The sequence below is a fragment of the Streptomyces rubiginosohelvolus genome, assembly GCF_014649875.1.
Taxonomy (GTDB): Bacteria; Actinomycetota; Actinomycetes; order Streptomycetales; family Streptomycetaceae; genus Streptomyces; species Streptomyces rubiginosohelvolus.
Genome location: NZ_BMTW01000001.1, coordinates 1,016,881 through 1,040,023, shown reverse-complemented (window position 1 = coordinate 1,040,023; position 23,143 = coordinate 1,016,881). Strand labels below are relative to the sequence as shown.

The 23,143-nt window shown below is 72.0% G+C and carries 22 protein-coding genes; 18 read left to right on the top strand and 4 right to left on the bottom strand.

Annotated features, from left to right (window positions below):
* Positions 1–26 precede the first annotated feature (26 nt).
* Positions 27–791 (top strand): ABC transporter ATP-binding protein, encoded by a 765-nt coding sequence (locus IE134_RS04995; RefSeq protein ID WP_229823326.1) that lies wholly within the window; start codon positions 27–29, stop codon positions 789–791.
* Positions 784–1,530 (top strand): ABC transporter permease, encoded by a 747-nt coding sequence (locus IE134_RS04990; protein ID WP_189429678.1) that lies wholly within the window; start codon positions 784–786, stop codon positions 1,528–1,530. Before IE134_RS04995 ends, IE134_RS04990 begins: the two co-directional genes overlap by 8 nt.
* A 134-nt stretch (positions 1,531–1,664) precedes the next feature.
* Here IE134_RS04990 and IE134_RS04985 read toward each other — a convergent pair whose 3' ends face one another.
* Together IE134_RS04985 and IE134_RS04980 are read right to left on the bottom strand one after the other, a co-directional pair.
* The gene (locus IE134_RS04985) at positions 1,665–2,654 is read right to left on the bottom strand and encodes a helix-turn-helix transcriptional regulator (protein ID WP_126931113.1); all 990 of its coding nucleotides are present in this window, start codon (positions 2,652–2,654) and stop codon (positions 1,665–1,667) included.
* 138 nt (positions 2,655–2,792) lie between these two features.
* Positions 2,793–3,803: a helix-turn-helix transcriptional regulator gene (locus IE134_RS04980; RefSeq protein ID WP_179255697.1), complete on the bottom strand. Its 1,011-nt coding sequence runs from the start codon at positions 3,801–3,803 to the stop codon at positions 2,793–2,795.
* A 315-nt stretch (positions 3,804–4,118) separates the two neighbouring features.
* On the opposite strand from IE134_RS04980, the gene IE134_RS04975 reads away from it, so the two are divergent.
* The gene (locus IE134_RS04975) at positions 4,119–4,439 is read left to right on the top strand and encodes a Rieske (2Fe-2S) protein (RefSeq protein WP_003967571.1); all 321 of its coding nucleotides are present in this window, start codon (positions 4,119–4,121) and stop codon (positions 4,437–4,439) included.
* 130 nt (positions 4,440–4,569) lie between these two features.
* Here the strand turns inward: IE134_RS04975 and IE134_RS04970 are convergent, their stop codons facing one another.
* Entirely contained in the window at positions 4,570–4,971 is a 402-nt protein-coding gene (locus IE134_RS04970) for a pyridoxamine 5'-phosphate oxidase family protein (RefSeq protein ID WP_032782140.1), read from the bottom strand.
* A 144-nt stretch (positions 4,972–5,115) separates the two neighbouring features.
* Between IE134_RS04970 and clpB the strand changes: the two genes are divergently transcribed.
* Together clpB and IE134_RS04960 are read left to right on the top strand one after the other, a co-directional pair.
* Entirely contained in the window at positions 5,116–7,716 is a 2,601-nt protein-coding gene (clpB, locus tag IE134_RS04965) for an ATP-dependent chaperone ClpB (protein ID WP_098895621.1), read from the top strand.
* A gap of 158 nt (positions 7,717–7,874) precedes the next feature.
* Positions 7,875–8,420 (top strand): YbjN domain-containing protein, encoded by a 546-nt coding sequence (locus IE134_RS04960; RefSeq protein WP_030722169.1) that lies wholly within the window; start codon positions 7,875–7,877, stop codon positions 8,418–8,420.
* A 77-nt stretch (positions 8,421–8,497) separates the two neighbouring features.
* On the opposite strand, the gene IE134_RS04955 is transcribed toward IE134_RS04960, so the two are convergent.
* Positions 8,498–9,664, bottom strand: a complete 1,167-nt coding sequence (locus tag IE134_RS04955; protein ID WP_032769595.1) for a pyridoxal phosphate-dependent aminotransferase — start codon at positions 9,662–9,664, stop codon at positions 8,498–8,500.
* A gap of 139 nt (positions 9,665–9,803) precedes the next feature.
* Between IE134_RS04955 and IE134_RS04950 the strand changes: the two genes are divergently transcribed.
* From IE134_RS04950 to IE134_RS04890, 13 genes are all read left to right on the top strand, one after another.
* Positions 9,804–10,097, top strand: a complete 294-nt coding sequence (locus IE134_RS04950; RefSeq protein ID WP_030722163.1) for a hypothetical protein — start codon at positions 9,804–9,806, stop codon at positions 10,095–10,097.
* 320 nt (positions 10,098–10,417) lie between these two features.
* On the top strand, positions 10,418–10,939 hold the full coding sequence (locus IE134_RS04945) for a DUF2617 family protein (protein ID WP_030722161.1): 522 nt from the start codon (positions 10,418–10,420) through the stop codon (positions 10,937–10,939).
* A gap of 67 nt (positions 10,940–11,006) precedes the next feature.
* On the top strand, positions 11,007–12,605 hold the full coding sequence (locus IE134_RS04940; protein WP_030722158.1) for a polyamine aminopropyltransferase: 1,599 nt from the start codon (positions 11,007–11,009) through the stop codon (positions 12,603–12,605).
* A 145-nt stretch (positions 12,606–12,750) separates the two neighbouring features.
* Positions 12,751–13,641: an SRPBCC domain-containing protein gene (locus tag IE134_RS04935; RefSeq protein ID WP_098017357.1), complete on the top strand. Its 891-nt coding sequence runs from the start codon at positions 12,751–12,753 to the stop codon at positions 13,639–13,641.
* Between the two features lie 20 nt (positions 13,642–13,661).
* Complete coding sequence (locus IE134_RS04930; RefSeq protein ID WP_030722152.1) at positions 13,662–14,468, top strand: aldose epimerase family protein; 807 nt, start codon at positions 13,662–13,664, stop codon at positions 14,466–14,468.
* 81 nt (positions 14,469–14,549) lie between these two features.
* Positions 14,550–15,089, top strand: a complete 540-nt coding sequence (pyrE, locus tag IE134_RS04925) for an orotate phosphoribosyltransferase (RefSeq protein ID WP_010063206.1) — start codon at positions 14,550–14,552, stop codon at positions 15,087–15,089.
* Between the two features lie 145 nt (positions 15,090–15,234).
* Positions 15,235–16,266, top strand: a complete 1,032-nt coding sequence (fbaA, locus tag IE134_RS04920) for a class II fructose-bisphosphate aldolase (protein ID WP_010063207.1) — start codon at positions 15,235–15,237, stop codon at positions 16,264–16,266.
* Between the two features lie 100 nt (positions 16,267–16,366).
* Positions 16,367–17,548 (top strand): MalY/PatB family protein, encoded by a 1,182-nt coding sequence (locus tag IE134_RS04915; protein ID WP_126931108.1) that lies wholly within the window; start codon positions 16,367–16,369, stop codon positions 17,546–17,548.
* A gap of 219 nt (positions 17,549–17,767) precedes the next feature.
* Positions 17,768–19,276, top strand: coding sequence for an MFS transporter (locus IE134_RS04910; RefSeq protein WP_189429676.1), 1,509 nt, complete (start codon positions 17,768–17,770; stop codon positions 19,274–19,276).
* A 141-nt stretch (positions 19,277–19,417) separates the two neighbouring features.
* Positions 19,418–19,831 carry a DUF3151 domain-containing protein gene (locus IE134_RS04905; RefSeq protein WP_003967556.1) on the top strand — a complete coding sequence of 138 codons (414 nt, stop codon included), beginning with the start codon at positions 19,418–19,420 and terminating at the stop codon, positions 19,829–19,831.
* A gap of 129 nt (positions 19,832–19,960) precedes the next feature.
* Positions 19,961–20,809 (top strand): tryptophan 2,3-dioxygenase family protein, encoded by an 849-nt coding sequence (locus IE134_RS04900; RefSeq protein WP_030722149.1) that lies wholly within the window; start codon positions 19,961–19,963, stop codon positions 20,807–20,809.
* Entirely contained in the window at positions 20,802–22,040 is a 1,239-nt protein-coding gene (gene kynU, locus IE134_RS04895) for a kynureninase (RefSeq protein ID WP_126931107.1), read from the top strand. The genes IE134_RS04900 and kynU overlap by 8 nt, the downstream gene beginning before the upstream one ends.
* A gap of 136 nt (positions 22,041–22,176) precedes the next feature.
* A complete protein-coding gene (locus IE134_RS04890) occupies positions 22,177–23,094 on the top strand; it encodes an alpha/beta hydrolase (protein WP_098019007.1) in 918 nt (305 codons plus the stop codon).
* Positions 23,095–23,143: the final 49 nt, after the last annotated feature.

Sequence of the window (23,143 nt, the reverse complement as noted above, 5' to 3'; positions counted from 1 at the left end):
ACCGAACGGCAGGACAGGAAGAACACGTGCGACCAGAGCATCCGCCCCGGGCAGGGGGAAGCGTCGTCTTCGACGGCGTGAGCAAGAGGTTCGGCGACCATCAGGCCCTCGACGACGTGAGCTTCGCGCTGCGACCGGGCAAGGTCACCGGCCTGCTCGGGCCCAACGGGGCGGGCAAGAGCACCCTGCTGAGAATTCTGCTCGGGCTGGCCCGCCCCGACGCGGGGAGCGCCGAGGTCCTGGGCGGGGAGCCGCTGTCCGCCCCGGAGCGGGCGCAGCGGGTCGGCGTGGTCATGGACGCGATCGGCTTCCACCCACGGGTGACGGTCCGCCGTCAGCTGGAGATATCCGCCCGTTCGCTGGGTCTGCCGTCCTCGCGTATCGCCGAGGTGATCGGGCAGGTCGGCCTGGACGGTGCGGAACGCAAGCGGGTCAAGGCGTGCTCGACGGGCATGCGGCAGCGCCTGGCGCTGGCCGTCGCCCTGCTCCCCGACCCCGAACTCCTGATCCTGGACGAGCCGTTGAACGGTCTCGACCCGGACGGGATCCGCTGGATGCGCCGCCTGGTCGAGCGCTCCGCCGACGAGGGGCGGACAGTGCTGATCGCCAGCCACATGCTCTCCGAGGTCGAGCAGAGCGTGGACGACGTGGTCGTGCTGCGCCGCTCGGTGCTGTTCACGGGCTCGCTCCAGGAGCTGGTCCGGCGCGGCGGCGGCCGCTTGGAAGACGCCTACTTCGCACTCGTCGAGGGCACGACCGCCGCGCCGCGCCCGGAGGTCACCCGTGCCTGAGGCCCTGCGCAACCAGCTCTCCGCCGAACTCCTCAAACTGCGTACGGGCCTGGCCCTCCCGGCGCTCCTCCTGGTGGCCCTCGCTTTCTGCGCGCTGGGCCAACTGGGCCTGGTGTACGCGGAGTCGGACCCCGCGTCCGCCGGTGCGGAGCTGACGGCGAACATCGTCGGGCTCGGCGCGTCCGCCGCGCTCTTCGCGACGCTGCTCGGGGCGCTGCAGGTGACAGGCGAGTTCAGCTCCGGCTCGATCGGCCGCACCGTGCTGTACGCCTCCGGCCGCTCGGCGGTCGTGGGCGCCAAGCTGCTGGCCACGACAGTCTCGGGCCTGGTCTTCGGCGTCGCGGCGGTGGTCTGTTCCCTCGCCGTCGGCTACGCGGCGCTCGAGGCGAAGGATTCCGGCCTGACCCTCGACGGCTCCACCTGGACGACCGCCGCCGCCGTCCTGACGATCTGCACCCTGGCCGGCCCGTGGGGGGCGGCGATCGGCTTCGTCGTCCGCAACCGGCTCGCCGCGGTCCTCGGCCTGGTCGTCTGGGGCACGCTGGGCCAGGTACTGGTGCTGGGCCAGCTCCCCGAGGTGGGCCGATTCCTCCCGGAGGGCGCCCAGTTCGCCCTGCTGGGCGACGCCTCCGGCTTCCCGGACGCGCTGGCGGCACCGTACGGTCTGCTGCTGCTCGTGGGCTGGACGGCAGCGATGTCCCTGGCGGGCACCCGCCTCTTCACCCACCGCGACGTCTGAGAACGACCACTGCCGGGGCGTGGCCGCGCACTTCGCTGTGTGCGGTCACGCTCCGGTGCTGGTGCTGGTGCTGGTGCTGGTGCTGGTGCCGGTGCCGGTGCTGGTGCTGGTGCTGGTGCCGGGGGGCCTGCGCGTCACTGCTCGCGCCGGTCGGCTTCCACGATGCCGGACCGGACGAGGAGGGCGCCGAGGTGGGTGCGGCTGGTGGCGCCGAGTGCCTGCATGAGTTTGGCGATGTGGGCGCGGCAGGTGCGGACGCTGATGCCGATCTTGCGGGCGACGACGTCGTCGACGTGGCCTTCGGCGAGGAGGCGGGCGATGCCGAGCTGCACGGCGGTGACCGGGACATCCGGTGCCGCCGTGTGATGGGTTTCGGCCAGCGGGACGGCCTGCGCCCACAGGACCTCGTAGACCTGGATGAGGTAGGAGACCAGGGCCGGATGTCCGATTCGCAGGGCGGTGACGCGGTCGGCGGACGCGGGGATGTAGGCGACTGTCCGGTCGATGATGATCAGGCGCTCGACGGTGAGCTCGGTGGTGCGCACCTGAAGGTACTGTTCCGGTACCTGGGCGATGTAGCCGCGGACGGAGCTGCTGTACCGGGCCGGGTGTTGGTAGATGTGCCGGATCCGTACGCCACGCCTGATGGCGGTGTTGGCGTTGGCCAGAGCCGCTTGCAGCGCCTCGGGAGGTCGGTCGCTGCCGGGCTGAGCTGTGAGGATCTCCTCGGTGGCCGTGGCGGTGGCCTCGTCGATGGACGCCTGGATGGCGGCGATTCCTTCGAGCACGGTGATGGCCATGTTGGGGTCGCCGTGCGCGATGGCGGTCAGCGGAAGCAGTGACTGGCTCAGCGTCGCGGAGAGCTGCAGCCGCTCCTCGATCTCACGGGAGACGGGTTGCAGCAGGTGGGCCAGCGCGACCGACGGTGGTATCGGACGTAACCAGGCGTCGTTCCACGGGTCGGCGTAGACGAGGGACAGATCGATGAGGCAGGGAGCGGCCGATACGTCGGCACGCGCCAGCCGCCCTGTCTTCAGAGCCTCCTCGTACAGACGGATCGCCGGATCGCACAACTCGGCTTTCCCGTGGGGAGAGTGGGCTGATCTGTCGTCTTCGGTAACCATTTGGGATCCCCCCGCTTCGTGCAGTGCAACAAGTGGACGGTGTCGGCGGCCCAGTTGTGGGGGGATCGTGGAGGCGTCGGGGGAGCGGGGATCTTCTCCGATTCACCTGGGCGTGGCCGCGCTCTCCCCCTTGTGCGGTTACGCCCCGGTGCCGGGCGATATCGCATGGTCGGGGTCTGATTCCAGGATTCCTGATCGTGCTATCAGGTAGCCGAGTTGGGCCCGGCTGGTGCTGCCGAGCGTGGCGTTCATCTTGGCGATGTGTGCACGGCAGGTCCGGACGTTCATGCCGAGCCGGCGAGCGATGGAGTCGTCGACGTGACCTTCTACGAGGAGTTGGGCTATCGAACGCTGGACACCGCTGATTCCTGCGGGAGTGGGGTTGTACAAGACCTCTTCGAGGAGCGGAGTGGCGCGTTGCCAGAGCTGCTCGAAAACCCTGATGAGGTAGGAGACGAGCCCCGGATGCCGAAGCTCCAGAGCAACCGACCGGTCGTCCTGTGCGGGTATGAACGCGACGGTGCGGTCGAAGATGAGCATGCGCTCGACCAATTCCTCCAGGGTGCGGATTTCGACGCCTTCCGCGAGACGTTCCGCGTAGACGAACGTGCCCTGGTGGTGTCGCACGGTGTGCTGGTACAGGGTGCGGATCTGGACACCCCGGTCGACCACCGCCTTGCCGCGCTCCAGTCCCTTGCTGAGGATGTCCTCGCTGCGACCGCCCCCGGGCTGGATGGTGAGTACCTCGTGGCGGGCTTCGGCGGTGGCGACGTCGATGGCCGCGTTGATGCGTGTGCTGCCCTCCAGCACGGTGATCGCGTGGGTGGTGGGGGGATCCTGGGCACTGATGTCCATGAAAGGTTCGAAGGACTCGGTCAGTCTCAGGGAATGCCGCCTGCGCTCCTGGATCTCGCGCTCTATGGGGTGCAGCCGCTGCGCGAGGGCGGCGGAGGGCGGCACCGGGCGGAGCCAGTTGACGTCGTCGGGATCCGGGTGGAGCAGGGCGAAGTCCATCAGGCACGGGGCCGGATCGGCGTCGGCGCGAGGTATGCGGCCGGAGCGCAGCGCGTTGGCGTAGAGGCGCTGTCCCGCATCGCATAGTTCGGTGATGCCGTGAGGATGTGCCGCTTTTGACTCGCTTGTGGCCATATGTCCACCCCCCATGTTCCTGAACCTACAGGAACATGATGCATCGACCCGGTGGTGTTCGAGTGCTCAGGTGGGACATCGTCTTGGTGCGGGGGAGATGAATCCATCAAGTGAGGACGAAGCCGAAATGTATAAGCGAATGCTTCGCTCGGTGCTTGCCACTGCGTTCGTAGGTGCTCTGGCCCTCGGGGCCCTGTCCGCACAGGGGGCCGGGGATATCACGTGGGGCAGCCAGACGGCCGAATCGGCGCCGGCGGCGCAGGCGGCCGTGCCCGGTGATATCACCTGGAACATCGCTCCGGCCCGTACGGTCGCATGAGCACCCCGCCGGACGACCGCACCTTCCGGCGCGAGATGGCAACCGCCTATCGCTCAGGGTGGCATTTCATCGATCTGCTCACGGCCCTCCCCCGCCGTGGCGACTCGTTGATGGTCACCCTGTTCGGAGAGCCGATCGTCGTGGTGATGGAAGAGGACGAGGACGTCCGCGCCTATCGCTGTCTCCGTCGGCCCCGCGGCGCCCCGCAGCCGGTTCGCTGTGCCGTCAGGTACGGCATGATCTTCGTCAATCTCGATCAGCGCGACCACGAGCTGTTCGACGCAGAACCCCTTTCCGCCACCCCCCGCAGTGCCTGAGCGATTCCCCCGTCGTCACCTGTCGCTCCAGGCGCTTCCCCCACACAGCGGCGCCACCGTGACCTGAACACGGTGGCGCCGTTGTGCTGTCTCCGCGGCTCTGCGCGGCTCTCCGCGGCTCTGCGCGGTCTCAGGCCTTGCCGAGCGCCCGGTCGAGGGTGATCTCGATGACGACCCGGGTCGGATTGATCCTCGGCGGACGGCCGTAGCGCTCCTCGTGGCGCGCCTCCGCGTCCTTGACGGTCTCCGGCTCGGTGCGGATGACCGCGCGGCCCTCCAGGGTCGCCCAGCGGGCCCGGTCGATCTGGCAGACGGCCACCCGTGCCCCGTCGGGGCCGGCCGCGCGGATGTGGGCGACCTTGCGGCTGCCCCCGTCGGTGATCACGCGCGCGATCCCGGCCTCCGGGTCGTACGTCACACAGACCGGCACCACGTGCGGCGTGCCGTCCGGGCGGGGGGTCGTCAGCGTGGACAGGTGGCTCTCGCGCCAGAACGCGACGTATTCGGGGGAGGGATTGCGTACGTCTGCCATGGGGGCAGCGTACGAGGCCGGGGACCGGGCGGCCGCAGCGCGTGCGCGCAGGGCCTTGAGTGGAATAGACTCAACTTTGTGTACGTTGATTAAGTCAAGGCAAGACGTACGCCCGACCCCAGCTGCGAGGAGGAGTAACCACACGTGGACGCCGAGCTGACCAACAAGAGCCGGGACGCCATCAACGCGGCCACCAGCAGGGCCGTGAAGGACGGGCACCCCGACCTCACCCCGGGGCACCTGCTGCTCGCGCTGCTGGGGGGGCAAGGCCGACAAGCAAGCGAGAACATCATCGACCTGCTCGCCGCCGTCGAGGCGGATCAGGCCGCCGTACGGGGCGCGACCGAGCGGCTGCTCGGAACCCTGCCCAGCGTCACCGGCTCCACCGTCGCCCCGCCCCAGCCCAACCGCGAGATGCTCGCCGTCATCCAGGACGCGGCCCAGCGGGCCGAGGAGCTGGGCGACGACTACATCTCCACCGAGCACCTGCTCATCGGCGTCGCCGCGAAGGGCGGGCGGGCCGGTGAGATCCTCGACGGACAAGGGGCCGGCGCCAAGAAGCTGCTGGCCGCGTTCGAGACGAGCAGGGGAGGGCGCCGGGTGACCACACCCGACCCGGAGGGCCAGTACAAGGCCCTGGAGAAGTTCGGCACCGACTTCACGGCCGCCGCGCGCGAGGGCAAGCTGGACCCGGTCATCGGCCGCGACCAGGAGATCCGCCGCGTCGTGCAGGTGCTGTCCCGCCGGACGAAGAACAACCCCGTCCTCATCGGTGAGCCCGGCGTCGGCAAGACCGCCGTCGTCGAAGGGCTCGCCCAGCGCATCGTCAAGGGCGACGTCCCGGAGAGCCTCAAGGACAAGCGGCTCGTCTCGCTCGACCTCGGCGCGATGGTCGCGGGCGCGAAGTACCGCGGTGAGTTCGAGGAGCGCCTGAAGACCGTCCTCTCCGAGATCAAGGAGAGCGACGGCCGGATCATCACGTTCATCGACGAGCTGCACACCGTCGTCGGCGCCGGCGCGGGCGGCGACTCCGCCATGGACGCGGGCAACATGCTCAAGCCGATGCTGGCCCGCGGCGAGCTGCGCATGGTCGGCGCGACCACGCTCGACGAGTACCGCGAGCGCATCGAGAAGGACCCCGCCCTGGAGCGCCGCTTCCAGCAGGTGCTGGTCGCCGAGCCGTCCGTCGAGGACACCATCGCGATCCTGCGCGGTCTCAAGGGCCGTTACGAGGCCCACCACAAGGTGCAGATCGCGGACTCGGCGCTGGTGGCCGCCGCGACCCTCTCCGATCGCTACATCACCTCCCGCTTCCTCCCCGACAAGGCCATCGACCTGGTCGACGAGGCCGCGTCCCGGCTGCGGATGGAGATCGACTCCTCGCCGCTGGAGATCGACGAACTCCAGCGCTCCGTCGACCGGTTGCGCATGGAGGAGCTGGCCCTCAAGAACGAGTCCGACCCCGCCTCCAAGCAGCGCCTGGAGAAGCTGCGCCGCGACCTCGCCGACAAGGAGGAGGAGCTGCGCGGCCTCAACGCCCGCTGGGAGAAGGAGAAGCAGGGCCTCAACCGGGTCGGTGAGCTCAAGGAGCGCCTCGACGAGCTGCGCGGCCAGGCCGAACGCGCCCAGCGTGACGGCGACTTCGACTCCGCCTCCAAGCTGCTGTACGGGGAGATCCCGGGCCTGGAGCGCGAGCTGGAGGAGGCCGCGGAAGCGGAGCAGGAGGCGTCCAAGGACAAGGACACCATGGTCAAGGAGGAGGTCGGGCCGGACGACATCGCGGACGTCGTCGGCGCCTGGACCGGCATCCCGGCCGGGCGGCTGCTGGAGGGCGAGACCCAGAAGCTGCTGCGGATGGAGAGCGAACTCGGCAAGCGGCTGATCGGGCAGACCGAGGCCGTGCAGGCCGTCTCCGACGCCGTACGCCGGACCAGGGCGGGCATCGCCGATCCCGACCGGCCCACCGGGTCGTTCCTCTTCCTCGGGCCCACCGGCGTCGGCAAGACCGAGCTGGCCAAGGCCCTCGCCGACTTCCTCTTCGACGACGAGCGGGCCATGATCCGCATCGACATGAGCGAGTACGGCGAGAAGCACAGCGTCGCCCGCCTGGTCGGGGCCCCGCCCGGTTACGTCGGGTACGAGGAGGGCGGCCAGCTCACCGAGGCCGTCCGCCGACGCCCGTACAGCGTCGTGCTCCTGGACGAGGTCGAGAAGGCCCACCCCGAGGTCTTCGACATCCTGCTCCAGGTCCTCGACGACGGCCGGCTCACCGACGGCCAGGGCCGCACGGTCGACTTCCGCAACACCATCCTCATCCTCACCTCCAACCTCGGCTCCCAGTTCCTGATGGACCCCCTGGTCAAGCCCGAGGTGAAGAAGCAGCAGGTGCTGGACGTGGTGCGGGCGTCGTTCAAGCCGGAGTTCATCAACCGGCTCGACGACCTCGTGGTCTTCTCCGCCCTGTCCGGCGACGAGCTTGCCCATATCGCCGGGCTCCAGATCGGCCGACTCGCGGCCCGGCTGGCCGACCGGCGGCTCACCCTCGACGTCACACCCGAGGCGCTGGCCTGGCTCGCCCAGGAGGGCAACGACCCGGCGTACGGGGCGCGGCCGCTGCGCCGGCTCATCCAGACGGCGATCGGCGACCGGCTCGCCAAGGAGATCCTGTCCGGCGAGGTCCGCGACGGTGACACCGTACGGGTGGACCGGGCCGAGGACGGACTGATCGTCGGCCCCGCCTCGTAACCACCGGTCACGGAGCGTCGCACGCTGTCAGCGAATGCCCGGCGAGCCCCGTCTCCACCCGCTGTCTGTCAGCTTGTGGCTGATCGGGGCCGCCGGGGCTTGCCATGCCCCGCCCGCCATGGGAGAGGATGGCCGCAACCGCACGAAGGGAAATAACGGTGAGCATCGATCCGTCCTCGATTCCTAATTTCGGGGGCCAGCCCGAACCGCAGGCGGCAGGACCGGAGGGCCCCGTCGTCCCTGACCAGGACCTCGTCAAGCAGCTCCTCGACCAGATGGAGCTGAAGTACGTCGTCGACGACGAGGGCGACCTCGCGGCGCCGTGGGAAGAGTTCCGGACGTACTTCATGTTCCGCGGCGAGGCGGAGCAGCAGGTCTTCTCGGTCCGTACGTTCTACGACCGCCCGCACGACCTGGACCAGCGTCCCGTCCTGCTGGACGCCATCGACGACTGGAACCGCCGCACCCTGTGGCCCAAGGTCTACACCCACGCCCACGAGGGCGAGGAGGGCGAGACGGGTTCCGTCCGGCTGATCGGTGAGGCGCAGATGCTCATCGGCACCGGCGTCAGCCTGGAGCACTTCGTCTCCTCGACGGTGAGCTGGGTGCGCGCCTCGATCGAGTTCGACAAGTGGCTCATCGAGCACCTCGGCATCCAGCCCGCTGAGGGCAAGACGGACGGCGAGGAGCCCGCGGGCGCCTAGTCTCCGACAGTATCGGGTCACGGCCCGGGCGGCGGTCATCGCGACCGTTGCCCGGGCCGTTCCCGTACCCCCGGGGCTCAGCCCAGCCGGGCCAGCCGCTCCACCGCCGACTCCAGCACGTCGTCCCTCTTGCAGAACGTGAACCGGACCTGGCTGCGGCCCGCCTCCGGGTCGTCGTAGAAGACCGAGACCGGCACGGCCGCCACCCCGCAGCGCTCCGGCAGCGCGCGGCAGAACGCGTAGGCGTCCTCGTCGCCGAACGGGGAGATGTCGGTGGTGATGAAGTACGTCCCCTCCGGCTCGTACACCCGGAAGCCCGCGGCGCGCAGTCCCTTCGCCAGCAGGTCCCGCTTGCGGTGCATGTCCGCGCGGAAGCCGCTGAAGAACGCGTCCGGCAGGGCGAGCGCCTCGGCGATCGCGTACTGGAACGGGCCCCCGCTGACGAACGTCAGATACTGCTTCGCCGCCCGCACCGCCGCCACCAGCGGCGCGTCGCCGGTCACCCAGCCGATCTTCCATCCGGTGTACGAGAACGTCTTGCCCGACGACGAGATGGACACCGTTCGCTCGCGCATCCCGGGGAGCGCGGCGATCGGGTGGTGCGCCCCCGTGAAGACCAGGTGCTCGTACACCTCGTCGGTCACCACCAGGAGGTCGTGCTCCACCGCGAGGGCCGCGATCCCGGACAGTTCGTCGGGGGTGAGGACCGTGCCGGTCGGGTTGTGCGGGGTGTTGAGCAGCAGGAGGCGGGTGCGCGGGGTGATCAGGGTGCGCAGTTCGTCGAGGTCCGGGCGGAAGTCCGGGGCGCGCAGGGTGAGCGGTACGCGCCGGGCGCCCGCCATGGCGATGCAGGCGGCGTACGAGTCGTAGTACGGCTCGAACGCGATGACCTCGTCGTCCGGTTCGAGGAGGGCCAGCAGGGAGGCGGCGATCGCCTCCGTGGCCCCGGTCGTCACCAGGACCTCCGTCTCCGGGGACCAGGTCAGGCCGTAGAAGCGCTCCTGGTGGGCGGCGACGGCGTTGCGGAGTTCCGGGACTCCGGGGCCGGGCGGGTACTGGTTGCCGTGGCCGGCGCGCAGCGCCCGGACCGCCGCCTCCCGGATCTCCTCGGGTCCGTCGGTGTCGGGGAAGCCCTGGCCGAGGTTGATGGAGCCGGTCCGCACGGCCAGCGCCGACATCTCGGCGAAGATCGTCGTGCCGAACGCGGCGAGGCGGCGGTTGAGCAGCGGTCGTCCCTGTGTCATGGGCGCCATCCTGGGCCGAAGCTCTGGAGTTGCTCAAGTCCGCTTTGGCGCGCGGCGGCCTTGGGAATCCCCCTGTCACACAACAACGGGGAAGCGACGGGGGACCTCGCTTCGGGGGATGGAAAGGCGGGTGGGGGCCATGGGCGTCTTCATCGCGATAGTGATCGCCGCGGTCGTCGTCGGGGGACTGCTGGCCGTTCTGCGGGCCACCGGCGGCAGCCGGCCGTCGAGCAGGCGCAAGGGAAGCCGGCGCTCGTCGAGCGTGGCATCGGGAGGCGGCGACAGCTTCGGCGGCGGCGACTCCGGCGGCGGCTGGTGGTCGTCGTGGGGCGACTCCGGATCCGGCAGCGACTCCGGTTCCGGTGGGCACTCCTGCGGCGGCGGCTCGTCGTGCGGGGGTGGAGGGGGCGGCTGCGGCGGGGGCAGCAGCTGACGGGGCCTCCTCGCGCGGTCACCGACAGTGACCTGGCGCCGGGCGTCCGGAGGGTGAACTCCCTCCGGACGCCTTTTTGTTGAGCGACGCGGACGTTTTCGGTTGAACAGTTGAACCGTGGGGCCCCCGAGGGGATGGAAACCACGGCAAGTTGGGCGAAAACGCTGTGAGTGCGGCGTACTTCGTGATTCCCTCGTCGAAGAGAACATTCAGCCCTCGGACCCCAGTTGGACCAGATCGGGCGCCCTCACCTCCCACGCGCAGTCACGCAGGGGGCGTTCCGCTGTCCCGGTGTCCATGTGTGTTTGCGGAGCCCACCCATGCTCACCACCCTCCAGACGGCCTATTCCGATACCCGCGCCGCCGACCTGGCCTGGATGCTGGGGCGGGAGCCGCTGCCCGCCCTGGCGGTCCTCGACCTCCGGTTCGACGGCGCCGAACTCCAGTTGAGGCTGCTCGGCGCCTCCCACCAGGTGCTCCTCCAGGAGGAGCACGGGGGCTGTTCCGAGACCGTGGCCTGTATGCCCGGCAGCAGCACCCCCCTGCCCCTCGGTGTCTCGAAGCGCCTGGGGGACCGGGAGTACGAATTCGCGGCGCGGGTCGAGACCCTGACTCAGGGTCAGTTCGCCGGGCGCGCGCAGGAGCTGATCGCCCTGGTGAGCGACCACCCGCACGGCCTGGTGGGCACCTTCCCCGGCAGCCCGTACGCCTTCACCGCGATGCTCGCCCAGCGCACCGAGGGGCAGGTGCGGTGGCGCACCTGGCACGCGTACCCGCAGGAGGGGCAGTTGGTGGTGACCCGGACCCGGGTGGGCGTGCGGATTCCCGCACCCGCGGCCTAGTTGGCGGGGGCACTTACACCCGTGTGGGTGACAAGGTGCGACCTTGTCGTGACGTAGCGTTCGCGTCATGATCGACCAGCAGATGTCGCTGCGAGGGGGCGCGGCGCGGCTCCCCGTACGGCCGAGGACCGGCCGGCTCCTCGTGCTGGCCGCGGTCTTCGTCTGCGCCGCCTGCGGTCTGGTCTACGAGCTCGAACTGGTCGCGCTCGCCTCGTATCTCATCGGCGATTCGGTCACCCAGGCGTCCGTCGTGCTCTCCGTGATGGTGTTCGCGATGGGCATCGGATCCCTTCTCGCGAAACGTTTGCGCTGCCGTGCCGCCGTCGGTTTCGGGATGATCGAGGCGGCCCTCGCCCTGATCGGCGGCTCGTCCGCGCTGGTCCTCTACGCCTCGTTCGCCTGGCTCGGTGATTCGCAGTACGCCCTGGTCGGGTTCTCGCTGGCGATCGGGGTGCTGATCGGCGCGGAGATCCCGCTGCTGATGACGCTGATCCAGCGTGTCGACCGGCAGGACGCGGGCGGGGCCGTCGCCGATCTCTTCGCCGCCGACTACGTGGGCGCGCTGGTCGGCGGGCTCGCGTTCCCCTTTCTGCTGCTGCCGATGCTGGGGCAGTTGACCGGTGCGCTGTTCACCGGCGCGGTCAACGCGGCGGCGGGCGGGGCGCTCGTCCTGTGGGTCTTCCGGCGCGATCTGAGCGCCCGCTCCCGCTGGCTGCTCGTCCTGGCCAACGTCTCGGTGATCGCGGTGCTGGCCACCGCCACGGTTCTGGTCGACGACTTCGAGCGGGCGGCGCGCCGGGCGGTGTACGGGGACCAGGTGCGGGTCGCCGTGCAGACCGGGGTGCAGGAGGTCGTGGTGACCGGCACCGACCGGGACTCCCTGGGCCTCTATCTGGACGGCCGGCTGCGGGTCAGCGCCCGCGACGAGTACCGCTACCACGAGGCGCTGGTGCACCCCGCGATGAACGGCCCCCGCGCCCGCGTGCTCATCCTGGGCGGCGGCGACGGGCTCGCCGCCCGTGAGGTGCTGCGTTACGGGGACGTCCGCGCGGTCACCGTCGTCGAGCTGGACCCCGCCGTCACCCGACTGGCCCTTACCGACCCCGCCCTCTCCGAGCTGAACGGCCACGCTTTCCGCGACCCCCGCCTCACCGTGGTCGGGGCGGACGCGTTCCCCTGGCTCCGGGCCGACCACGGCCGCTACGACGTGGTGATCTCCGACCTCCCGGACCCCGGCATCACCGCCAGTACGAAGCTGTATTCGGCCGAGTTCTACGGGCTGGTCGCGGAGGCCCTGGCCCCGGACGGGCGGCTCGTGGTGCACGCCGGACCGCTGGGGGCCCGGCCGCAGACCTTCTGGACGGTGGAGGCATCGGTGCGCGCGGGCGGCCTCGCGACCCGCCCCTACCGCGTCACGGGCCGGTACGCGGGCTTCGCCGCCAGCCCGGACCGGGGCGGCGGGGAGGGCCGGGAGCGGGAGGACTGGGGCTTCCTCCTCGCCGCGCCGGGCGAGGCGCCGCGGGCCGCGCTGGCCGCCGGAGGGCCCGAACCGCGCTCGCTGCGGGGCCGGGAGCTGCGCGAGGGGGCGCGGGCCGCGGCCGAGGCCCGGCTGCCGGGGCTGCTCCCGTCGACGCTGGTCCACCCGAGGTACTGGGAGGACGCGTGAGCACGGGGTGTGCGCCCCTCGGCCTGCGGCGGTCCTTCGACGCTCCCTTGGGGTTCCCTCGGCGGTCCCTTGGGGGTCCCTTGGCAGTCCTTCGGAGGGGTGAAGCGCTCACGTTCCGGCCCGTGGCCGATTAGGCTCGGTTGCCATGGAGCATGAGGTGTTCGTTCCGGTTTCCGTCCCGGCCCTGCTGCGCACCCTGGGCGATCCCGCCCGGGTCGCCCGCTGTGTCCCCGGTCTCCAGCAGGACGCCGACGCGTCGGCGTCGCCCCTGGCGGGCCGGCTGAAGCTGCGGGCCGGCGGCCACACCATCACCTACCGGGGCGAGCTGCGGCTCACCGGCCCGGAGAGAGACCGCTTCGCCGTCACGGGCAAGGGCGTGGAAGCCCGGGGCACCGGCGCGGTCGAGCTGGCCCTGACCATCGGCCTCACGGCGGCGGACGGCGGGACGACGATCGCCTACAGCGGTACGGCCGACGGGGACGGGCGGCTGGTCGAGCTGGAGGAGGGCGCTGCGCTCGCGGCCGCCCACCGGCTCCTGGACCGCTTCACCCAGCAGTTGGTGACGGAGTCGCTGGCGGCGCGGGAGGAGGGTGACGCCGGCGCGGAGGCGGACGCGGACGCCGATGTGGACGACGCCGTGGCCGCGGAGGGACTTGCGGGCGACGAGGAGGGCGCGGTCGGCGCGGTCGGCTCGGGCGACGAGATCCGCGCGGACGACGCGGACGGCTCGGCGGGCGACGGCCCCGGGTCCGTCTACGACTCACCCGTGCCGCCGCCCTCGCTCGACCCCGTCGCCGGGGTGGAGTTCACCGTTCCGGACGAACCGCCCGCCGAGGCCGCCCACGCCCGCCGCACCATGATCGGGCGCAGCGCCGAGGAGGTCGACCACGCGCCGCCGCGCGGCCGCTACGCCCCCGTGCCCTCCCCGGAGGCGGGCGGTGCGAGCACCACCCTGCGGTGGGTCGCCCCCGCCGCCGCCCTCGCGCTCGCCTCCGCCGTGGTGCTGGGCCGGGCGTTGCGGCGCCGCAGGCCCTGAGCCGCCAGTAGGGTCGTCGGGTGAGCAGCAGCGAAGAGAACGTCAGGCTGACCGTCGGCACCGCCGAGTTGACCGTCGACCCCCTGCACGGCTGCCGGATCAGCAGCCTGCGGATCGGGTCCACCGAACTGCTCCGCCAGGGCGATCGGTACGGCTGCTTCCCGATGGTCCCCTGGTGCGGGCGTACGGGGTACGGGCAGTTCCGCAACGGCGACGAGCTCCACGAGCTGCCGCTGAACTCCCCGCCGCACGCCATCCACGGCACCGGCCGGGACACCTCCTGGCACCCCGCGCACACGGCCGCCGACCTGGCCGAGGGCCGGGCGGCCTTCTACTACGACCTGGCGAAGCCCTGGCCGTACGAGGGCCGGGTGACGCAGACCTACGAGCTGACCGAGGACACGCTCACGCTGGGCCTGGCCGTCGAGACGTACGGCGACTCCTTCCCGGCCCAGGCCGGCTGGCACCCCTGGTTCCACCGCACCCTCGACGGCCGGGACGCCGAGCTGTCCTTCGACGCCGCCTGGCAGGAGGAGCGGGGCGGGGACCATCTGCCGACCGGGCGGCGCATCGACCCGCAACCCGGCCCGTGGGACGACTGCTTCGGCATGCCCGACGGCGTGGACGTGAAGATCACCTGGCCGGAGCGGCTGGAGCTGACGGTGAAGAGCCGCAGCGAGTGGGTGGTGGTCTACGACGAGCAGGACGAGGCCGTCTGCGTGGAACCCCAGTCCGGCCCGCCGAACGGGCTGAACACCGCGCCCCGCCTGGTGACCCCGATCGACCCGCTGGAGATGACCACGACCTGGAGCTGGACGCGGCTCTGAGCCGGTGCCCGGCGCGGGCCCGGGCGGGCCTGGACGTGGGCCCGGGCGTGGGCCCGTGCGGCACCGCTTACCCTCGTGGACATGACTGACGTACGCGCTGACCTGCTCCAGCAGATCAAGGACAAGGCCGTGGTGCACGGCAAGGTGACCCTCTCCTCGGGTCTGGAAGCCGACTGGTACATCGACCTGCGCCGGATCACGCTGGACGGCAAGGCCGCGCCGCTGGTCGGGCAGGTCATGCTCGACGCGACCGCCGAGCTGGACTACGACTGCGTCGGCGGGCTGACGCTCGGGGCCGACCCGGTCGCCACCTCGATGCTGCACGCCTCCGCCGCCCGGGGTAAGAGCCTGGACGCGTTCGTCGTCCGCAAGGCGCAGAAGGCGCACGGGATGCAGCGCCGGATCGAGGGCACGGACGTCAAGGGCCGCCGCTGCCTGGTCGTCGAGGACACCTCCACCACGGGCGGCTCGCCGCTGACCGCCGTCGAGGCGGTCCGTGAGGCGGGTGGCGAGGTCGTCGCCGTCGCCGTGATCGTCGAGCGCGGGGCTGCCCCGGCCATCGCCGAGGCCGGTCTGCCGTACGTCCACGTGTACTCGGTGGCCGATCTCGACCTGGGCTGAACCCTCCCCGGACCCGGTTTCACGTGAAACCGGGTCCACCGGGTGGAGCCGGATGGCAAGTCTGGGAAGATGGGGGCGACGATGACGTCGCCCCCAGGTCAGGGACTCACAGCCTGCACACCCGCACATCCCAAGGAGCGGTCAGATGCCCATCGCAACCCCCGAGGCTTACGCCGAGATGCTCGACCGGGCAAAGGCGGGCAAGTTCGCCTACCCGGCCATCAACGTGACCTCGTCCCAGACCCTGCACGCCGCGCTGCGCGGCTTCGCGGAGGCCGAGAGCGACGGCATCGTCCAGATCTCCACCGGTGGTGCGGAGTTCCTGGGCGGCCAGTACAACAAGGACATGGTCACGGGCGCGGTCGCCCTGGCCGAGTTCGCGCACATCGTCGCGGCGAAGTACGACGTCACCATCGCGCTGCACACCGACCACTGCCCCAAGGACAAGCTGGACGGGTACGTACGTCCGCTGCTCGACGTCTCCGCCGAGCGCGTCGCCAAGGGCCTGAACCCGCTGTTCCAGTCCCACATGTGGGACGGTTCGGCCGAGACCCTCGCCGACAACCTGGCCATCGGCCAGGAGCTGCTGGCCAAGGCCGCCGCCGCCAAGATCATCCTTGAGGTCGAGATCACCCCGACCGGCGGTGAGGAGGACGGCGTCACGCACGAGATCAACGACGAGCTGTACACGACCGTCGACGACGCGCTGCGTACCGCCGAGGCGCTCGGCCTGGGCGAGAAGGGCCGCTACCTGCTGGCCGCGTCCTTCGGCAACGTCCACGGTGTCTACAAGCCGGGCAACGTCGTGCTCCGTCCCGAGCTGCTGAAGGACCTCCAGGCGGGCGTCTCCGAGAAGTACGGCAAGCCGGCCGGCAGCCAGCCGTTCGACTTCGTCTTCCACGGCGGTTCGGGCTCCACCGCCGAGGAGATCGTCACCGCGCTGGAGAACGGCGTCGTGAAGATGAACCTCGACACCGACACCCAGTACGCCTTCACCCGCCCGGTCGCGGACCACATGTTCCGCAACTACGACGGTGTCCTGAAGGTCGACGGCGAGGTCGGCAACAAGAAGACCTACGACCCCCGCACCTGGGGCAAGCTCGCCGAGGGCGGCATGGCCGCGCGCGTCACCGAGGCGTGCGCGAACCTGCGCTCCACGGGCACGAAGCTGAAGTAGTCACCCGTCCGCACGGACGCGTAGACGTACGGTGCCGGGCCCGGTCCTCCCTCGGGGGGCCGGGCCCGTCGCTGTGCCGGGAGAGAGAAGAGGATCTGCTGTGGGCGCGCCCTACGACTTCGATACCGCCGTCGACCGCCGGGGCACCTGGTGCGTCCAGTGGGACGGGGTCGCCGACCGGTTCGGCGTCGACGGCCTGCTGCCGTTCACCATCTCCGACATGGACTTCGCCACGGCCCCCGAGGTCCTGGCCGCGCTCCGGGCCCGCCTGGACCACGGGGTGTTCGGCTACACCACCTGGTGGCAGGACGACTTCCGCTCGGCGATCGCCCACTGGTACGCCACCCGGTACGGCACCGAGATCGACACCGGGCAGCTCGTCTACGCGCCGTCCGTGCTCAGCCAGCTCTCCCAGCTGCTCCAGATGTGGACGGCGGAGGGGGACGGCGTCGTCGTCCACACCCCTGTGTACGACGGCTTCCGCAAGGCGATCACCGGGCTCGGGCGGGAGCTGCGTGGCGTCCCGGTGGGGGACGAGGAGGCGCTGGAGCGGGAGCTTGCGCGGAGCGATGCGAAGGTGCTGGTGCTGTGCTCGCCGCACAACCCGACCGGCCGGGTGTGGACGGCCGACGAGCTGGCCCGGACGGCGGCGCTCGCCGAGCGGTACGGGGTCGCGGTGATCAGCGACGAGATCCATGCGGACTTCGTGCACGACGACGGTGCGGGGCGCGTCCATGTGCCGTGGACGCGGGTGGCGGGGGACGGCCGGTGGGCGCTGGTCACCTCCGGGTCGAAGGCGTTCAACTTTCCGGCGCTGACCGGTTCGTACGGGTTCATCGGGGACCCCGCCGACCGGGCGGAGTTCCTGCGGCGGATGGAGACGGCGGAGGGGCTGGCGTCACCGGCCGTCCTGTCGCTGACCGCGCACATCGCGGCGTACCGGGAGGGGGCGGCGTGGCTGGACGCGGTGCGGGCGTATGTGGCGGGGAACCTGGGGTACGTCGAGGAGCGGCTGGGGGCGGTCTTCCCCGAACTGGGGTGGGTGCCGCCGCAGGCCGGATACCTGGCGTGGATCGACCTGCGGCCGCTGGGGGTGGAGGAGTCCGCGTTGCAGCGGGTGCTGGTGGAGCGGGAGCGGGTGGCGGTGATGGGGGGTTCTGTTTACGGGGCGCCGGGGTGCGTCCGGCTGAACGTGGGGTGCCCGCGGGAGAAGGCGGTGCGGGGGGTGGAGGCGTTGGTGCGGGCGGTGGAGAGCCTCAGCTCAAGCCCCTCCGGCGATTGAGGAGCGGGGGTGCGGGGGCAGCGCCCCCGTGACGGTGCTGAGGGGTGCGGGCCGTGGAGGCCGTGCGGTAGCCGCTGGTTTCGGGGGCGCTGCCCCCGGCCCCCGCTCCTCAAGCGCCGGAGAGGCTGGAAGTGCGGGCCCAGCCATCGGCGCGGTTCTCCTCAAGCGCCGGAGGGGCTGGAAGTGCGGGCACTTGCTCTGTTGGGGCACGCTGGCTCCATGGCTGCTGCTGGCTCCGCCCCCGGGGAGATCCGGGTCGCCTCGCCCGTCGGGCGCTGGGTCGTGCTGACCACCGTGCTCGGGTCCGGCATGGCGATGCTCGACTCCACCGTCATCAACGTCGCCCTGCCCCGTATCGGCGAGGACCTCGGCACCGATATGGCCGCCCTCCAGTGGACCGTCAACGCCTACATGCTCACGCTCGCCGGGCTGATCCTCCTCGGCGGGGCGCTCGGGGACCGGTACGGGCGGCGGCGGGTGTTCATCGTGGGGGTGATCTGGTTCGGCGTGGCCTCCCTGCTCTGTGGGATCGCGCCGAACGCGGGCGTCCTCATCGCCGCCCGGGCGCTCCAGGGCGTCGGCGGGGCGCTCCTCACGCCGGGGTCCCTCGCGCTCATCCAGGCCAGTTTCCATCCGGACGACCGGGCGCGGGCCGTGGGGCTCTGGTCCGGGTTCGGCGGGGTCGGGGCGGCCGTGGGGCCGTTCGTGGGCGGGTGGCTCGTGGACGGGCCCGGATGGCGGTGGGTGTTCCTGCTGAATCTGCCGCTCGCCGCGATCTGCGTACCCGTCGCGCTCCGGCACGTACCGGAGTCGCGGGATCCGGCGGCGCACGGGCGGTTCGACGTGCTGGGGGCCGCCCTCGGGGCGCTGGCGCTCGCCGGGGTGACGTACGCGCTGATCGAGGCCCCGGAGCAGGGCGCCTCGCCGCTCGTGATCGGGGCGGCCGTCGGCGGGCTGCTGCTGGGGGCCGCGTTCGTGGCGGTCGAGCGGCGGCGGGCCGACCCCATGCTGCCGCCGTCGATCTTCCGCTCCCGGCTGTTCACCTCGGTCAACCTGGTGACGTTCTGCGTCTACGCGGCCCTCGGCGGCTTCTTCTTCCTCTCCGCGATCCAGCTCCAGGTCGTCGCCGGGTACTCGGCGCTGGGGGCGGGCACCGCGCTGCTGCCCACCACCGTGCTGATGCTGCTCTTCTCCGCCCAGGCCGGTGAGCTGGGGCGGCGCATCGGACCCCGGATCCCGCTCACCGTGGGGCCGCTGCTGGCCGCCGCCGGGATGCTCCTGATGCTGCGGGTGGGACCGGGCAGCGCCTCCTTCGGCGGGTACGTCACCGAGGTGCTGCCCGCCGTCCTGGTGCTCGGCGCCGGGCTCGTCGTGGTCGTCGCGCCGCTCACCGCGACCGTCCTGGCCGCCGTGGACGCCGGGCGGGCCGGGCTGGCCAGCGGCATCAACAACGCCGCCGCCCGGGCCGCCGGGCTCATCGCCGTGGCGGCCCTGCCGCTGCTCGCCGGGATGGGGCCCGAGGCGTACCGGGACGCGGGCGAGTTCGCCACGACCTTCCGGCGGGCGATGCCGATGTGCGCGGGGCTGCTGGTCGCCGGTGCGGTCCTCGCCTGGTGGACGGTGCGCACCCCGGCCGCGACCGCCGCCGTCCGGAGCGAGCGGCCCGAGTGCGCGGTGCACTGCGGGGTCACCGCCCCGCCGCTGGAGCCGGAGCGGCGGGAGGGGTGAGACCGGCCGGGGCCGCGGTGCCGTCGGGACGGCGACGGGCCCACGGCCCGCCCGGGCCGCGGTGCCGCCGGGACGGCGACGGGCCCACGGTCCGCCCGGGCCGTGGTCCCGCCGGGACGTGACGGCAGGCACACTTGAACCATGTCCATCCACGAGAACCTGCTCGGGGGCCCCGCCCCGACCCACCTCCCCGACGACCCCGAGCCGCGCGAGCTGCTCGCCGCCGGCACCCCGCCCGCCGAGGTCGCCGCGAAGTACCCCACCTCCTCGCTCGCCTGGGCGCAGCTCGCCGACGAGGCGTTCGAGGGCGGCCGGGTCGTCGAGTCGTACGCGTACGCCCGTACCGGCTACCACCGCGGCCTCGACTCCCTGCGCCGGGCCGGCTGGAAGGGCCACGGGCCCGTCCCGTTCGAGCACGAGCCGAACCGTGGCTTCCTGCGCGCCCTGCACGCCCTGGCCCGGGCCGCGGGCGCGATCGGCGAGACCGAGGAGCACGAGCGCTGCTCGACGTTCCTGCGGGACTCCTCGCCGACCGCCGCCGACATCCTCAGCTGACCTCCTCGGCCCTCCCCGCCCACGCGCGCCGGGCGGGGAGGCGCTTAGTATGCGAGCAGGGGACCGGAGCTCCACCACCTCACGGAAGGGGCGGACCGCTACCCGGAAGCTCGTGTCGAGGAGACAGAAATGTCGACCAACCACCCCGACCCCGAAGCCACCGGTGCGGACACCCCGTACCTGGACTTCGCGGGAACGACTCCGTACGAGGACTACGTCCAGGCGGATGTCCTGACCCACCTCCAGCACCTGCGCTCGGACGATCCCGGCGAGATGGTCTTCCTGGTCACCACCCAGGTCATGGAGCTGTGGTTCACGGTCATCGTCCATGAGTGGGAGACCGCCACCCGCGCCCTGCGCGAGGACCGCATACCCGTCGCGCGTGACGCCCTGAAGCGTTCGCTGCGCGAGCTGGAGGCGCTCAACGAGTCCTGGCGGCCGCTCGCCGGACTCACCCCCGCCCAGTTCAACTCCTACCGGGGCTCCCTCGGCGAGGGGTCCGGATTCCAGTCCGCGATGTACCGGCGGATGGAGTTCCTGCTCGGCGACAAGTCCGCCTCCATGCTGGTGCCGCACCGGGGCGCGCCCCGGGTGTACGCCGAGCTGGAGAAGGCGCTCGGGGAGCCCAGCCTGTACGACGAGACCCTCGCCCTGCTGGCCCGGCGCGGGTACGCGATTCCCGAGGCCGTCACCACCCGGGACCTGACCAAGCGGTACGAGCCGTCGCCCGAGGTCGAGGCCGTGTGGGCGGAGATCTACGCCTCCGACGACCAGAACGACGAGCTGGTCCGCCTCGGTGAGCTGCTCACCGATGTCGGCGAGCTGGTGTGGCGCTGGCGCAACGACCACCTCGTCGCCACCCGTCGCGCGATGGGCTCCAAGACCGGCACCGGCGGTTCCGCCGGGGTCGCGTGGCTGGAGAAGCGCGCCACGAAGAACGTGTTCCCCGAGCTGTGGACGGCGCGCAGCCATGTCTGAGACCACGACCACGACCACGCCGGACGCGCTCCGCGAACGGGCGCTGAAGCTCGACGCCACCGATCCGCTCGCCGGCCGCCGCGAGCTCTTCGCGCTCGACGACGGCGTCTACCTCGACGGCAACAGCCTCGGCGCGCTGCCCGTCCACGTCCCCGCCCGGGTGCAGGACGTCCTCACCCGCCAGTGGGGCGAGCTGCGCATCCGGTCCTGGGACGAGAGCGGCTGGTGGACCGCGCCCGAGCGGATCGGCGACCGGATCGCCCCGCTCGTCGGGGCCGCCGCCGGGCAGATCGTCGTAGGCGACTCGACCAGCGTGAACGTCTTCAAGGCCGTCGTCGCCGCGGCCCGGATCGCGGGCGAGGGACGCGACGAGATCCTGGTTGACGCGACGACCTTTCCCACGGACGGGTACATCGCGGCGTCCGCCGCCCGGCTCACCGGCCACCGGCTCGTGCCCGTCGCGCCGGCTGACGTACCGGCCGCGCTCGGTCCCCGTACCGCCGCCGCCCTGCTCAACCAGGTCGACTACCGCTCCGGCCGGCTGCACGACCTGCCCGGGCTGACCGCCGCCGTCCACGCGGCGGGCGCGGTCGCCGTGTGGGACCTCTGCCACAGCGCCGGCGCGCTGCCCGTCGGGCTCGACGAGCACGGGGTGGACCTGGCGGTCGGCTGTACGTACAAGTACCTCAACGGCGGCCCCGGTTCGCCCGCCTACCTGTACGTCGCCGAGCGCCACCAGGCCGCCTTCGACTCGCCGCTGCCCGGCTGGAACTCGCACGCCGACCCGTTCGGCATGACCCCCGGCTACGCCCCGGCGGACGGTTCCGTACGGGGCCGGGTCGGCACCCCCGACATCGTCTCCATGCTGACGCTGGAAGCGGCGCTCGACGTGTGGGACGGGGTGGCGGTGGACACCGTACGGGCCAAGTCCCTGGCGCTGACGGACTTCTTCCTGGAGTGCGTCGAGGCGTACGTTCCGGCGGACCGGGTCACCTCCGTCACCCCGGCCGCGCACGCCGAACGCGGCAGCCAGGTCGCCCTGCGCTGCGACGAGGCCGAGCCCGTGATGCGCCGCCTCATCGAGCGGGGCGTCGTCGGCGACCTGCGGCGGCCGGACGTGCTGCGGTTCGGCTTCACCCCGCTGTACGTCGGATTCGCCGACGCGGAGCGGGCGGCGCGGGTGCTGGCCGAGGTGCTGGCGGAGATCCCGCCGTCTGGCCCGGCCGCCTGACGGGACGTCAAGGTCTGTTCGGCCGGGCGGGGACGGTGCCGAGTGCTGGTACCGTCCCCGCAGGTCAACCCAGTTGGCCACCTGACGCAGGAACAGAACGCAGGCACAGGCCACGGGCAGAGGACGGTTGAGCAGCATGTCGGATTCCCCGGGTTCCCCGGACTCTGCGGCGCGTGATCGGGACGAGGCGGAGAGCGCGTCGGCGTTCGCCCACCCTCCCGTCGCCCCCGACGCCACCGCCGCCTACGGGGACCACCCCGACCAGGTCGTCGACTTCTACGCCCCGCGCGACGGCCGCACCGCCGCCCCGCTCGTCGTCCTCCTGCACGGCGGCGCCTGGCGGGCCCCGTACGACCGGGCCCATGTCTCCCCGCTCGCGGACTACCTGGCCCGCCGGGGCTTCGCGGTGGCCAATGTGGAGTACCGGCGCGGCGGCGACGACATCCCGCAGCAGCGCGGCGAGGGGCAGCGTGCTCCGGGCGCCGACCCGGTCGCGGGGCGCTGGCCGGAGACCTTCGACGACGTGGCCGCGGCCCTGGACGCGATGCCCGTGCTGGCCGCCCGCGCGCTGCCCGGCGCCGATGTGCGGCGGATCGTGGTCACCGGGCACTCGGCGGGCGGGCACCTCGCCCTGTGGGCGGCGGCGCGCCACGTCCTGCCCGAGGGGTCGCCGTGGCGGCTGCCCGCCCCGCCGCCGCTGCGCGGGGTCGTCGCCCTGGCCCCGATCGCGGACTTCGCGGCGGCGGTCCGGCTGGGGGTGTGCGGCGGCGCGGTCACCCAGCTCCTGGGCGGGGAGGCCGGCTTCGCGGACCGGGCGGCGCACGCCGACCCCGGGGCGCTGCTGCCGACCGGGATCGCCACCGCGATCGTCCAGGGCGTCGACGACATCGTCGTCCCGCAGGCCGTTTCCGAGGCGTACGTCGACGCGGCGGCGCAGGCCGGCGAGACGGTCGGGCTGACGCTGCTCGGCGGTGTCGGGCACTTCCCGCTGATCGACCCGGCCGCCGACGCCTGCGCCGTCGTCGCCGAGGAGATCACCCAGCTCGCCTGGTAAGCCCTTCACGACAGAGGACCGAAGCTGTCCTCAAGGGTCTCTACCTTGG

Bases quoted from the DNA above. Each gene is read 5' to 3' on its own strand.
- IE134_RS04985 (WP_126931113.1), bottom strand. From the start codon at position 2,654: ATGGTTACCGAAGACGACAGATCAGCCCACTCTCCCCACGGGAAAGCC.
- IE134_RS04980 (WP_179255697.1), bottom strand. From the start codon at position 3,803: ATGGCCACAAGCGAGTCAAAAGCGGCACATCCTCACGGCATCACCGAA.
- IE134_RS04975 (WP_003967571.1), top strand. From the start codon at position 4,119: ATGAGCACCCCGCCGGACGACCGCACCTTCCGGCGCGAGATGGCAACC.
- IE134_RS04970 (WP_032782140.1), bottom strand. From the start codon at position 4,971: ATGGCAGACGTACGCAATCCCTCCCCCGAATACGTCGCGTTCTGGCGC.
- IE134_RS04955 (WP_032769595.1), bottom strand. From the start codon at position 9,664: ATGACACAGGGACGACCGCTGCTCAACCGCCGCCTCGCCGCGTTCGGC.
- IE134_RS04950 (WP_030722163.1), top strand. From the start codon at position 9,804: ATGGGCGTCTTCATCGCGATAGTGATCGCCGCGGTCGTCGTCGGGGGA.
- IE134_RS04945 (WP_030722161.1), top strand. From the start codon at position 10,418: ATGCTCACCACCCTCCAGACGGCCTATTCCGATACCCGCGCCGCCGAC.
- IE134_RS04940 (WP_030722158.1), top strand. From the start codon at position 11,007: ATGATCGACCAGCAGATGTCGCTGCGAGGGGGCGCGGCGCGGCTCCCC.
- IE134_RS04935 (WP_098017357.1), top strand. From the start codon at position 12,751: ATGGAGCATGAGGTGTTCGTTCCGGTTTCCGTCCCGGCCCTGCTGCGC.
- pyrE (WP_010063206.1), top strand. From the start codon at position 14,550: ATGACTGACGTACGCGCTGACCTGCTCCAGCAGATCAAGGACAAGGCC.
- fbaA (WP_010063207.1), top strand. From the start codon at position 15,235: ATGCCCATCGCAACCCCCGAGGCTTACGCCGAGATGCTCGACCGGGCA.
- IE134_RS04910 (WP_189429676.1), top strand. From the start codon at position 17,768: ATGGCTGCTGCTGGCTCCGCCCCCGGGGAGATCCGGGTCGCCTCGCCC.
- IE134_RS04905 (WP_003967556.1), top strand. From the start codon at position 19,418: ATGTCCATCCACGAGAACCTGCTCGGGGGCCCCGCCCCGACCCACCTC.
- IE134_RS04900 (WP_030722149.1), top strand. From the start codon at position 19,961: ATGTCGACCAACCACCCCGACCCCGAAGCCACCGGTGCGGACACCCCG.
- kynU (WP_126931107.1), top strand. From the start codon at position 20,802: ATGTCTGAGACCACGACCACGACCACGCCGGACGCGCTCCGCGAACGG.
- IE134_RS04890 (WP_098019007.1), top strand. From the start codon at position 22,177: ATGTCGGATTCCCCGGGTTCCCCGGACTCTGCGGCGCGTGATCGGGAC.